This window comes from Amycolatopsis speibonae (assembly GCF_042647925.1).
Lineage (GTDB): Bacteria > Actinomycetota > Actinomycetes > Mycobacteriales > Pseudonocardiaceae > Amycolatopsis > Amycolatopsis speibonae.
In genome coordinates this window covers 97,633-110,304 of record NZ_JBHRWK010000038.1, presented here as the reverse complement: position 1 = coordinate 110,304, position 12,672 = coordinate 97,633, and the positions used below count along the sequence as shown (strand labels likewise).

The following is a 12,672-nucleotide window of genomic DNA, read 5'->3' as shown; positions in this document are numbered from 1 at the left end:
GCAGTTTCACGTTCCTGGGATCAGTACCGTCGATGATGTCTGGGGTGGAGGACATCATCGACGCCGTCCAGGCGGGCGGGCCGCCCCTGGTGCTGCTCACCGGTCTCCGCGGTGCGGGGCGTACCTCGACATTGGCCTCGCTCTCTGACAAGTACGAGGCTGCGGGCAGACATGTCTCGGCGATGCGGTTCACCGCTCGAGGAGACGTCCTTCCCACTCGATTCACCCTCGACGGTAACGGCCGTGATCACATCTCCACGACACAGCTGCGGGGCCCGATGCGGGGGGAGCCGGTCTGGGCACCCATCGGCCCGGTGGCGAACGCCGCCGATGAACCGGCGGTGGCGGCGCGCGCGGCCCATGCCGCGGCGATGGCGCTGCAGCGGACCGGCGAAGGCATCGTCCTGCTCGACGATCTGCAGTGGATCGACAGGAACTCGCTCGCTGTGCTGGAAAGGCTGCTCCGCATAATCGACGGTATGCAGGTGACGTGCGTCGGAGCCCTCCGTGTCCCGGCGGGCGGCGACGCCGCAAGATACGGCCCCGAATCACTGGCTCGTCTTCGCGAAGAGAACCTGGTCCGCACACTGCGTGTGAAACCCATGGGTAAGGAAGAAGTCGCGGAAAGACTGGCGGCCACGCTTCTCGCCACTCCGGAGCCTGCGTTGATCACACGGGTGCACGACCTCAGCCGAGGCGTTCACGCCACCGTGAGCGAGGCCACGGACCTACTACTCCGACGCGGTGCGATCAAGGTCGTGGACCGGTCGGCGTACCTGGTTCCAGGAACGGCGGAGGCCGAACCATTCCCGCAAAGCGAGTACGCCAAGCGGGTCAGGGCGCTGGGACGGGCTGTATGGGAAGCGGCCAAGGCTGCGGCGATCCTGTTTCCACTCGGGCCGGCAATGCCCCGGCTCATCGGACAGGCGATCGGGACCGACGAGCGAGAGACGCTGGACCTGCTGGAAGTCCTGCGCCGGGCAGGGGTGCTCCATCGAGGGCGCAAGGGCGGCTCCTGGCGTTTCACCGTCCCACTGTCCGCCATCTCACTCGCTGATTCCGTTGGCCCCTGCGAACGCCGGGAACTGGCGGCGATCGCCGTCGACGCCCTCTGGGCGGGCACCGCGACCTGCACTGATCCGGATCTCCGCGGGAATCTCCTTGCCGACGCGGGACGCCTGATCGATCCTGTACGAGCCACCGAAGAGCTGCTCACGCAGGCGACCGCGGTCCGGGACACTTACCCCGAATCCACACTTCGCTGGCTCAAAGCCACCACCGAACTCACCGACGACCGGACACAGCGTGCGAAGTCGCTGTTGATGCTCGCCTCCGGCTACCACCGCTATGGAGACCACCGGCAAGCCCTCCACTGTACTCGGCTTCTTCTGGACGAATACATGGACCAGCTGAATCCGGACAGCCTCATCGAGAGCCAGTCACTGCTGATTCACGGACTGAACGAACTCGGTGAAACCGAGGCCCTGATGGAGATCGCGAACGGCGACCACCGATTGTCGGGCACACCGGGCTCACGAACGGTGATCCGTGCTCTCGCCTCTGCCGTGCTCGATCGCTGGGCGGACGCCGAACAGCACCTGGCCGCCGAGTCGTCACTCCCGGGCGAACCATGCCGAACGGTGCTCGCACGGCTCATCAAGACGACCGGGGCACTCTGGCAAGGCAGGCCGGAGCTCTTCGAGCAAAGCTTGCGGGAGCGGGAAAGCTGGCCGGCCCGTGACATCCCGCGATACAGGATGGAGCAGGTCGACAACCATCTGACCGGCTTGCTCATGACCGGCGAACTGTCCCGCGCCGAAGAACTGCTGGCAGCCGAAGATCTCTCGTGGGAAAATACACGGCCTTGTGTACAGGTGCTTTCCACTGCCCTCAGGGGAGAATTCCGCATCGCGACCGAACTGGCTTGCCGGATCGTGGCGGAGCAGTCGAGTACCAGCTTCGATGCCGCGACCGCCGGGATGTACCACGCCGCCGTGTCCGGCCTCGTCTGCCAGGGACGACTCGCCACAGCTCGCGCGCTGTTGACCGCGGCGAGGGCCACAACACCGGTACTTGCCCACCTGCTCGACTTCACCGAGGCACAGATCGACCGTGCCCTCGGAGACGATCGAAGGGCGGCGGACCGGTTCACCGCGGCCCTGGCCACCGCAGGCGAACGCGGGCTGGTGGTCGGCTCTGACCTCGCCTGCGCGGAACTGGCCGATCTCTCTCTGGGGCTCGGCGACCGGGAAACCGCCGAACGGTGCCAAGCGACCGCGGAGCGGTTAGCCGCCACTCTGGCCACCGGTCGTGCCATTCTGCAGGCGGAGTTCGTCCGAGGAGTCGTTTCAGGGAATCGGAACGCCGCGGCCCGCTCACTGCGACTCGCGTACGAACGCGACCAGCCGCTGGAACTGGCATTGACCATCGTTCGTCTGGTCAAACACAGAGTCGCGAGTCCACCCCTGCTCGCTGAAGCGTACGAGCTTCTCGGCTACCTGGGCGCTCTTCTTCTCCGGGCCCAGACCCGCAGCCTCATGCGGGAACACGGCATCGCCGTACCCGGCAGGCGAAAGACGGTCGAGGAGAACGAGCACCTGCTGGCCGTGCTCGCGGCAGAAGGCCTGAGCAACAAACAGATCGCCGCTGTGCTCAGTGCAAGCGAGAGGAGCGTGGAAGGACGGCTGAGCCGGCTCTTCAGCCGGACCGGATACTGCTCTCGCATCGAACTGTCCACCGCCATGGTGAACGGCAGCCTCCGGTTCTGACCGGCCAAGAGCCCTGCCGGACGAGAGGCGAGGTCCGTCCGTCGCCGAAAATCCTTCACGAACCAGGCACGTCACTACTCATCGGCGAGCAACCGCGTGATCGATGAGTCGATGTCCAACCACTTCGCTTCGTGGCCGAAAGGCACGAGTTCGGCCGTGCATTTCAGAAACCCGTCCAACTGATCTCTGTTCGCGCTGAAATCCGCACTTCCCGACGGTGTCTCCAGATGGAACATGACCAGCCGGTCCTCCTGATCCGACGGCCGGATGCGGATGTCTCCCTTACCTGCCGAGGCGACCATTCCCTCAGCGAGAAGGTCACGCGCGAAGACCCAATCGATGGGGACCCTGGTGCTGGTGCTGAAGGACACCGTCACAGCGATCGGATCGGCGGTGTGGTAACACAAAAACGCCCCCACCACGACCGGCTCACCGAACGACAGCAGGGTCAACGCCACCGGATGCTCATGCCCGTTGTGTCCGGGTGGCGTCCCGTTGCCGGTGGCTTTGCACGAGAACTGATTCATGTCCATCCCTGCTCCCGGAAGATGTCAGGCGCCGATGGCGTCCTGCTGCCTGGCCAAACCCGACATCGCCAAACCATGTCTCGTCCGACATCCTGCTTTGCTGTAGAGCCTGGTCAGGTACCTTTCGACGGTCTTTTCGCTGATCCGGACCGCCTTGGCGATCTGCCGATTCGTCCGCCCACCTCGGATGAGGCCCACTATCTCGAGCTCGGTTTCCGACAACTGTCCGCGATCGTCCACCTTCACCACGTCGGTGATCTTGCGGCTGTCCAAAGCGGATTTCGTGGTGATGCCTGTTTTGGCGGCACCGATGCGGAGACGTTCGTTCGCCTCGCGCAACCAGATCTCAGGGCAATCGGAGGTACGCGCCGCCGCGGCTTCGCTGAGCAACACGAGCCCGTGCCGGTCACCCTGTTTCCGCGCGTGCTCTTCCAGCCTGCGGATCCCTGTTTCGTCACCGATGGCGAGACCGCGCACCAACGTCAGCACTTCGGACGAGCGCCGGGACCTTTGCCTGCCATGCCACGCCTCGGCGGAAGCGGCGATGGCGCCGCACGAGACCTGGCCATCGAGACGCTGTGCGAACCAGGCAAGCCTGAACAGCAGGCGGGCAGCACCGATCTCGTCACCCGTGGCCGAGTCCGTGCTCCAGACACGCCAACCGCCCTCGAACGCTTCACGCAGGTCTCCCGAGCGACGACGCAGACCTGATTCCACCCAAGCCCGGAGAAGTGGGAAATGGCCGTTCTCAGCCACCTTGGCCAGCCAGGCGACCGCTTGCCGGTCCTGCCCCAGCCATCCGTACATCTCTGCCGCGAGCAATCGAGTGTGCTCACGGCTGCGTTCGTCCACCTTGTCCTGAAGCTCGAGTCCGTGTACCGCGTCGAGTGCTTCGTCCCAACGTCCCTCCGCATGCGCGGCGAGCGCACGGCTGTATGTGGCAAGCGGTCCCGATATGGGCACGCAATAATCCCTGCCCAGCACCGCTCTGAGGACCGGCACAAGGTCCCCGGCAGCACAGGCGTCGGCGAGCCGGACGTCGAGACGTCCGACTCGTCCGAAACGCAATCCATCCCGAGGTGCGGCGAAGCTGAGTTGACGCCAGACCGGAAGCAAGCAGTCCGCCAGCTCGTCCGACCCGATTCTCTCACCCGCGAACCAACGATCGGCGAGGTCTAGCGTCATCGGGAACCTGCCTTCGTGGTTCAGCAGGTCGCGTACGTTCGAGGGGACCGGACGGCCGAGATGCACGGCCGACATGAACGCCGAGAACGCGAGCGCGTCCCGCGCTCCGTCTGCCGGCCCATCGTTCGACACCTCGATCACGATCGTGGTCAAGGTCGCGTAGTCGGCGATGCGGACGAGGTGGCGAATGAGTTCCCGCAGGCGTTCGGTGCGATGCAGCCCCCGATCGGCATGCCACCAGGCCGCGTAGAGGTAAGCGGTGCGTGCGGGGGAATCCGCGGGCAGAGAACACTCGGCGGCACGAAGCACGTCAACGAGCTCAGACCGACGGCTCAGAGCCCGGCCGGCCGCCGCGATGCTCCTGGCGAGCATCGCGGGCTGATGGTCTGCGGCCTTTTCGTTCACCAGCAGCCTACGGGCCATCCCGCTACGGAGCCGCTGCCGCGTGTCCCCGGCTGCTCCCCGAACGACTCCGGTTCCGAAGGCAGGAACCCGGCATCGGATCCTCCCCGATGCCTCACACTCGAAGAGGCCGGCTCGCACGAACGCGTCGACCGCCCGTCCCGCGCCCTTCGTCCGGAATCCTTCCTTCGCGAGGAGTGGCATGTCCTCGACGTACAGACCCGTGGGACTCGTCGCGAGCAAGATCAGGTGCTTGCCGAGTTCTTCGTACGGCTCGAGAACTTGGTAGATGGAATGTTCGGAGGGCAGCGCGATGGGCGCGTCCGGGGCCCGCAGACAGGCGAGACCATCGACGACCTCGAGCCCGCGGATTTCGCAGAGTTCGGCCGCTGTCAACAGCACGGCGCTCGGATTACCCCACATCGGACCGAGTGCTTCCCGGAATGTCTGCTCGGCCCTCGGCGAAACGGGTGCGTTCAGAACGCGCCGTAAGAGAGCCGACGAGTCGTCATGCGGAAGCGGGCCCAACTCGACTTTGCTCACAACGGTGACGCCGTCGAACAGATCCGGCGGCGCGGCCGACCAGGTTCGGCAGGACGCGATCACGGCGTGGCCGGCACGATGGATCGCCATCACCGCCGGAACGGGATCGGGCAAGTTGTCGACACCATCGAGCACGACCGTCACCCGCGCGGTCCTGCTCAGGCGCGTGAACATGGTCCCGACGGCATGGAGTAAGCAGAACCTTCGCCAGGAATCCGCGTAGTCCTCTTCTGTGCACAATCGGCTCACGCTTTCGAGCGCGGCCGGAAGCCGGCTGTCCGTGGCGAAGTCGTCGTACTGTTCGCGGACCGCCATCAGCAGCGCACGGATGCCGAAGAGATCCCAATCGGGCAGTGTCGCCGGAAACGACACGGCGAGAACCGGTGTCCCTTTCTCGGCCAGGAAGCGGCTCGCAGCCTCCAGCACCGCGGTTTTCCCGCAGCCGGGCAGGCCGTAGACCAAGGTGAAGTCCTCAGTGGATTGCGCGTCGACGATCGCGGCGAGCTCCGTTCGCCGACCTACCAGCCCACACCGCTGACGCCTCATCTCGCCGTCCCTTCGGCTCCGGCTCCTCGGACCGTGGCCCGAATCCGTCCGCCTTCACCGCGGACTTACCTGATCTCATCAAGGGCGACTCAATAAAAACTCTATCCTTCGCCGACCTGCGAGTTCGCGACTTCAAAACCTCGAGTGTCGCGGGAAAGAGACCATCCGGCGAGGTGCATACAGTGGTCTGGGAATGCCTGTCGCCGACGAGGGAAGCGTGAGCGCTGCTTCGGGTAGCTTGCGAGCAGGTGAAAGTTTCGCGCCCGGGCGTGCTGTGAAGAACTTTCATACCTCGGCGGACCGACCTGCACACAGGACGATAGATCCGCACAGCCCAGTGAGCACTTTTACCGTGGCGCAGTTTTGTGGTTTCTGGGTCTCGAGTGACTGGTGCTACCGGTGAGGTGTCGGTACCGGGTACCGACCGGTTCAGATGACCCCGGCTTGCATCGCATAAGCCACCGCGTGCGGACGATTCCGGAGCTTCAACCTGTTGGTCAGTTCGTAGACCACGTTCTTGACCGTTCGCTCCGAGTAGCACAACAGTTCCGCGATCTCAGCGGTGTCCCGACCCTCTGCCATGAGCCTGAGCACGTCGACCTCACGTGCGGTCAGCCCTGCGGCACCAAGACCCCGTGGCGCGAGCACGTCGTGCTGCAGTCGACGAACACTGTCGAGCAGCCGCCCGAGCAACTCCGGGGGAATGAGGCCCCGTCCAGAACCGGCGGCGACAACGGCCTCCACCAAGCGATCCCCCGAAGTCCGGCTACGCGACAACACCGCGACGACGCGGCATTCCACCGCACCCACCACATCGCTTTCCTTCAGTTCATCCGTTACCAACACTTTGGGCACTGAGTCCAGATCTTCGGCACGGAGTTCTGCCATCACCTGAGGAGTGATCCGGTTCGCTTGAAAAACCAATACATCGCGATCGGTCAGCTCGTCAGTGTCGACGACCACGACTTCGCTCCGCGTGCGCAAAAAGCTGGTCAACCCAGTGTGCGTGATCGAGTCGGCCGCGTGGACTCCTACTCGTACTGCTTCCATTTGAAGTCCTCCACAATCAAGCGACAGCCCACAGAGCCTAACTAACAGTGGGATACTGAGCGAGGTGCCCGCCGGTCCCGCACCTGCCCTTCAAGGAGCCAGAGTCAGATCACGCCGGCACGCATCGCGTAGGCGACCGCCTGGGATCGTGAATTGAGGTGAAGCCTCGCCATCCAGCCGTACAAGACGTTCTTCACTGTGCCTTCGGAGTAGGTGAGCTGCTTCGCGATCTCGTCGGTCTGGTAGCCGGCCGCGATCAGCTGCAGAACATCGCGCTCGCGAGTCTCCACCCCGGTGAGGGTCAGGCCCGCAGGAGCGAGAACCTGTAACCGTAACTGGGTTATCTGGCTCAGGAGAATTCCTTGGAGCTGGAGAGGTATCAACGCCGCACCGCGACTCACCGCCAGAACCGCCGCAGCCAACGACCCATCCTTGACCTCAGCCCGGGGCAGCAAAGCCGACATTCCGCATTCGACCGCCATGAGCATGTCTTCGGAACGGAACCGGTTGGCGATCACAACGGCTCGAGGACTCTTCCCCTTCCCCGCTCCCTGAAACCGCCGAAGGAACGCGAAGGTGCTACTCCCCACCACATCATCGACGGCCACGACGACAACGTCCGGAGGAGCGGTTCGGCTGTCCGGAACCACACGCAACAGTTCGCTCGCACCCAGCATGGCGTTCACCCCGGCCTCGGTGAACCCATCAGCCGCGTGCACCAGGACTTTCACTGCGTCCATTGCCCTGCTCCCTCCGATCTCTCCCGAGATGCAGCGAAAGCCTGACGACGACCACTTCACAGCGGCTATATTACGCTTCGCAATCCCTGCTGACCACTGACCGAGTGATGCATTCTCAGGCCGCAAGTCCCCGAGGTGACGAAACTCGGTCACTTACAGTTATATGCCCGCTACCAGATTGCACCTTTCGGCGGTGCTCAAATGATCAACTCCGCCCCAAGTCCCCAACCACGAGAGGTCGACGGGCGCCAGGTTCGCGCCATCGGGACCCCTGACGCTCCACGCACCCCCCTGCATGCCACTACGAAACCTCCAGGCCTCCACCGACAAGGGAGATCCAGTTGCCGGGCGCCACAGGAACCGAAACCTGAGAACTTTTCCGATTCTGCGGGCCAAGCAACCTCGCGACCTCGTCTTTCCACATATCCTGATCGCGGGCCACATCCTCCTGCTGCACCTGAGCGAACCGGATGATGCCGTCGGTGTCGATCAGGAAAGTTCCCCTCCGGGCGACACCGGCCAAGTCGTCGAACGCCCCATAGGCGGCGGCCACTTCGCCGTGCGGCCAGAAGTCGGACAGCAAGGGGAACGGGTAACCCTGCTCTTGCGCCCACGCATTGAGACAGAACGGGGAATCGACGGATACCCCGATGATCTGTACGTCATACTTTTGATAGAGGTCCACCTCATCCCGCAATTGACATAGTTCCCCGCAGCAGATTGGCGTGAAGGCACGCGGGTAGTACACCAGCAAGACACTCTTGTCGCCGGCGAATGAAGACAGGCTAACCGGCTTCATGCCGCTTCCCTCAAGGGTGAAGTCTGGTGCCGGCGATCCGATTCCTAAGCCCACACGATATTCCTTCCGACCTGGCTTGCAATGCCTACAGGGATCCGATTCACCCCGAAGTCACGGACCGGTGCACCTCACCGACTTCGATCGCCCGCGCTTGGCGGATCACGTCGTTCAGAGCCGCTTCCCCAACCGAGCCCTCATGCGTGAAAATCAGCGCGCCACCACGCATCACAGCAATGGCAGGAATCGAGTTCACATTGAATGCCGATCCAAGCTCCGGCTGCGAGTCGGTGTCGAGCGAAGCGAAAACGACATCGTCATGATTACCCGCCGCCTCGCGAAACACCGTCGTGAACGCGCGACAGGGACCACACCATTGAGCGGACAAGTGGATGATGACAACATCGTCGGACTTGACGATCTCCTGAAACTTGTCGACATCAAGTGCAACGATTTCCCGGCCGACGATGGGCATTTACAGAACCTCCCGTTCTTTCGGTCGGAGATCGACTTCCTCGATGAGACCGAGCGGCTTCCGTTCGGCTCGCCGGGAACGCCCCGCCACCGGTCGGAGGTAGCCCGAAAGACCACAGGAAGCGAGCGCCCCGCGTAGGGCGACGACGACCGCGGACACGCCAAGGACGTGTCGCCACAGCCGGACAGCGAACGGAAGCGGTGAACGCGAGAGCATCGGCACGAAGTGCCCCAAAGCACCCGCCATCCCCACTGGCGGCCGACGCAAACGGACGGTGCCTGGCACACCTGACCGGACGTTACAGGGTTGCGGCAGCGTCATGCCACGCCTCCCTTCACTCTGAATCCCACCCGAGCCTCAGCGGATATAGGAAACAGGAGAACTCCATTAGCTCAACTCCGGTCACTCGACGGGAAGCACAGGGCGGACAATTGAGATGTTCGTACAGAATTCTTGCCCTTATGGCTTTGATTTTGTGCCTTCCGGGAGCGACGCACGCTCTCCCTCGTCGGCAGCGTGCACCGCGCCGGGCCGGGCCGACATTCATGGCCACCAAGGCTTATTGGCGTCCGGTCATCGCCGCGTCGGTTCCGGCGGGGAGATCATAAAGTTCGACAAAGGCGAGCGCATCGCTGGGCAGTGACTGCCCGAAAATGAACACGGTCTCCGCCTCCCACAGCGGCGCACGTGCGGCCGAGCCGAGAGGAAGATCTGACACATGGCGGAAGCCGGCCAGCACAGAGGCGCCATGTACGCTCAAAGCTCCATACTGCGCCGCAGGCGTTCGCCAGGTTGCCAGAAGTGGCCGAACTGGCTGGTGATCTTGAGTTCTTTCTCAGTCCCCAGTGCTCCGGGCCAGATCTGGATCAGCATCTCTGCCTCTAGGGCACCTTGGTCCGGGCCACCACTTCTCACGTGATAGCGCATGCGATAGTCCCCTGCGCCGATAGGCAAGGGGCTCAGGCAACAGAGCAGGGCTAGCGACCAGTCCAGCACCGCGACGGCACCCGTCGCGGACCAGTATCCGAACTCGATCACGTCGTCGTAGGTGTCGATCAGGTCGACAGGACTTCCGCGAAACGTCTCCACAACAAGAGTCGCCCTGTTCATACCCACCGGAATCTGCATCCGCAGCTTGCCCGCCGAAGCTGTGACCATCCCGGTCGCGGTTGAGACCCCGGGATTGATCAGCGTGGTTCCCTCGCTGATGCGGAAATGTGGATGCTCGGCGTCGAGCGCGCATTCGACGCGATCCGGTTGGCTCCCTTCGGAGCTGCTGGCTGACATGCAAGTTGTTTACTGCGTGTTCCTACCCTGGACACGTAGCCACAGGAAGATTACAGACTTTTGTCACCGTGTTCTGCGCGAAGGTCTCCAGAACACGGGTACCTTACTTAAAGAACAGGCAGTGAGAATTTCTCCAGGTCGATCCTCCGGAGCATACCGACGGCCGACCGGAGCTGACGCTCGGCTTGCTCATGGTCGCAGCGGTCCGACGCCCGGAGCGCGTCAGCCGCGTTGCAGAGGCCGGTCAGCAGATCTAGACGCTGTTCACTTGCCCGAAGATCACCGCAGTCCGGATTGTCCTTGATCAGCTTGTCGACGCAGCGGTCGAGCCAGATTGCCAACTCCAAGCCTGGGACCATCACGAACGCAGGCCTGGCCGGGGCGCCGCCGGTGCCGTTGCCGCCGCACGAGCCGATAGCGGCCTCGTTCGAACCGTCAGCCGACTCACCGGACCGACCTTTTTGCTCCACGCTGTTCCACCTCACTGTTATCGCTCTTTCCCTGCCTGATAGTCGAGTCTCGATTAGCAGACCTGCTTTCATTGTTCCCAGGTATCACCATACCGTCCACCTCCGTTCAGTCGTATTTTCACGCTCGATGCGGTGACTCCACGGTTACCTGGCGCAATACTCCCCGGTCACAGCGACTTCGCACCAGGGACCGTCCGACGGTCACGTCAGCTTGAATGTGCCCGACATCAGCTCTCGCCGACCGGCAATACCGAGTTTCCGGTAGACGTTCGACAAATGGAATTCCACCGTACGGACGGTGAGAAAGAGCTTCTCCGCGATCCGCCTGTTGGTGTAGCCGGCCCGCGCCAGCTCGGCGATCTTCACCTCTTGCCCGGTCAGCGAGCGAGGCGCGCTCGCGTGCGCCAGCCGACCCAGTACGGCTTCCACTCTCGCTGCCAGGTTTTTGTTCCCGATCTGCCGCGCCGACCGCTCGGCCTGTTCGAGTTGCACCTTCGCCGTGATGTCATCACCGGCCCCGGCGAGCCGGAGCCCCAGCTCGTAGCGCGCCTCCGCGAGCCCGACCCGGGTACGGGAGACTTCCAGCAGCTCGATGGCGTCGACAAGAGGGCCAGTCGCCCCCGCGGGCCCGTCGACGATCGCGCGGACGTAGAGCGCCCATCCGACGTGTGCCGGCGCGCCCCATATCAGCGCAGATTCCTCCTCCTCGGTCGCCAAGGCGTCGGCGAGCTGGGAGCGTCCGCCACGGCCGGCGGCCAGCGCGGCCAGTCCGCGGCGGTGCATCACGGAAGGGTGGGCCGCCAGATTAGCGGCAGGGAGCCGTACACACGGCAACAAGTCCTCGACGGCTTCTGAGTAACGGCCGGCCGCCAGGTGCACCATGCCTCGCGTTGCCAGCATCAAAGGACGGAGAGTTTGCTCACCGGCTGCCCGTTGCCCGGCCTCATGCTCGCGAAGCAACGCATCAGCTTCTTCGACCTCGCCGGCCACTGCGAGCGTCTCCAAGAGGAACGGCATGGCGACCCGGCGGATGAACGGCGCCGCTTTCATCGTGACGAGCGGAGCCAGCGATCCCTGCGCGCCCGCGAGGTCCCCGGCAAGTCGGGCATGGGTAGCACGCAGCAAAGAAAACATGTCAGCGAAGCGGTCGTCACAGGTATTCTCCAGCCGCCGGAGCTGAGCATCCGCGCCGACCAGTTCACCCGCGCACAGCAAGACCGTGACTCCACGCCACAGACAGCGAGGCCTGGCCAGGCAGGAAGCGTTCCCGAGCGCCGACTCCGCGCGCTGGACGGCGCCTGTCCGGTCGACACCCCGAGCCAGCAACCCTAGTGCGCTCTCGGCCGCGCATTCTTCGTGCGATGTAGGCGAGGTTTGCCAGAAGGATCCGAACTCCGACGCCATCCAGGCGGGAGCCTTCGACGACGACCTGTCTTCCATCACGCCCGACACCTCCCAGCCGCAGTCGGGTTTCCGCAGCTTGAGACGCTGACCATGTGGTGACAGTACCGCCGGTAGGGCTCGTTCAGGTCACCGCCTGGCTTCCTCACAGCTTGTCCCAACCCGGCCAGCGGGCACAGAGCGTAGTCAGCTGCGCCGACACGATCCGGAACCGCGGCTTGCACCCGATCGGCACACGCCATGAGCCAAGGCATCTTCGATGCCCGATGGCCCCACCCCCAGGGCAAACGGATCGTCTTAAGAATCTCTGAAGAGGGCTAGCAGACCGTGAGAGTGGCCAACACCAGCCCACCATCACGGAGTGCCGACCATTGACGATCTTGGCAACGACAAATTCTGCCTCGACCTCGAAATCAAGGAGACAGCCTCACCTTGTCGGGTTAGTCACAGTTAGTCACAGGCGGCCGGATACACGTCGACTT

At 63.7% G+C, this 12,672-nt stretch carries 10 protein-coding genes and 1 pseudogene; 1 reads left to right on the top strand and 10 read right to left on the bottom strand.

What is annotated here, in order from left to right; all coding sequences use genetic code 11:
* Window positions 1-44: 44 nt before the first annotated feature.
* Window positions 45-2,768 carry an ATP-binding protein gene (locus ACFOSH_RS24665; protein WP_378241413.1) on the top strand — a complete coding sequence of 908 codons (2,724 nt, stop codon included), beginning with the start codon at window positions 45-47 and terminating at the stop codon, window positions 2,766-2,768.
* A 74-nt stretch (window positions 2,769-2,842) separates the two neighbouring features.
* On the opposite strand, the gene ACFOSH_RS24660 is transcribed toward ACFOSH_RS24665, so the two are convergent.
* The 10 genes and pseudogenes from ACFOSH_RS24660 to ACFOSH_RS24615 form a co-directional block, all read right to left on the bottom strand.
* Complete coding sequence (locus ACFOSH_RS24660) at window positions 2,843-3,301, bottom strand: SsgA family sporulation/cell division regulator (RefSeq protein ID WP_378241412.1); 459 nt, start codon at window positions 3,299-3,301, stop codon at window positions 2,843-2,845.
* A gap of 18 nt (window positions 3,302-3,319) precedes the next feature.
* Window positions 3,320-5,887, bottom strand: coding sequence for a LuxR C-terminal-related transcriptional regulator (locus tag ACFOSH_RS24655; protein ID WP_378241411.1), 2,568 nt, complete (start codon window positions 5,885-5,887; stop codon window positions 3,320-3,322).
* Between the two features lie 513 nt (window positions 5,888-6,400).
* The gene (locus ACFOSH_RS24650; protein WP_378241410.1) at window positions 6,401-7,021 is read right to left on the bottom strand and encodes a helix-turn-helix transcriptional regulator; all 621 of its coding nucleotides are present in this window, start codon (window positions 7,019-7,021) and stop codon (window positions 6,401-6,403) included.
* A gap of 104 nt (window positions 7,022-7,125) precedes the next feature.
* Window positions 7,126-7,761 (bottom strand): helix-turn-helix transcriptional regulator, encoded by a 636-nt coding sequence (locus tag ACFOSH_RS24645; protein WP_378241409.1) that lies wholly within the window; start codon window positions 7,759-7,761, stop codon window positions 7,126-7,128.
* A gap of 394 nt (window positions 7,762-8,155) precedes the next feature.
* Window positions 8,156-8,614, bottom strand: a pseudogene (locus ACFOSH_RS24640) (peroxiredoxin); the annotation flags it as partial.
* Between the two features lie 46 nt (window positions 8,615-8,660).
* On the bottom strand, window positions 8,661-9,032 hold the full coding sequence (locus tag ACFOSH_RS24635; protein ID WP_378241408.1) for a thioredoxin family protein: 372 nt from the start codon (window positions 9,030-9,032) through the stop codon (window positions 8,661-8,663).
* A gap of 559 nt (window positions 9,033-9,591) precedes the next feature.
* Window positions 9,592-9,771, bottom strand: a complete 180-nt coding sequence (locus ACFOSH_RS24630; protein WP_378241407.1) for a hypothetical protein — start codon at window positions 9,769-9,771, stop codon at window positions 9,592-9,594.
* Window positions 9,772-9,788: 17 nt separating this feature from the next.
* Complete coding sequence (locus ACFOSH_RS24625; RefSeq protein ID WP_378241406.1) at window positions 9,789-10,319, bottom strand: hypothetical protein; 531 nt, start codon at window positions 10,317-10,319, stop codon at window positions 9,789-9,791.
* A 107-nt stretch (window positions 10,320-10,426) separates the two neighbouring features.
* Window positions 10,427-10,789, bottom strand: coding sequence for a hypothetical protein (locus ACFOSH_RS24620; protein WP_378241405.1), 363 nt, complete (start codon window positions 10,787-10,789; stop codon window positions 10,427-10,429).
* Window positions 10,790-10,990: 201 nt separating this feature from the next.
* Window positions 10,991-12,229 carry a helix-turn-helix transcriptional regulator gene (locus ACFOSH_RS24615; protein ID WP_378241500.1) on the bottom strand — a complete coding sequence of 413 codons (1,239 nt, stop codon included), beginning with the start codon at window positions 12,227-12,229 and terminating at the stop codon, window positions 10,991-10,993.
* Window positions 12,230-12,672: the final 443 nt, after the last annotated feature.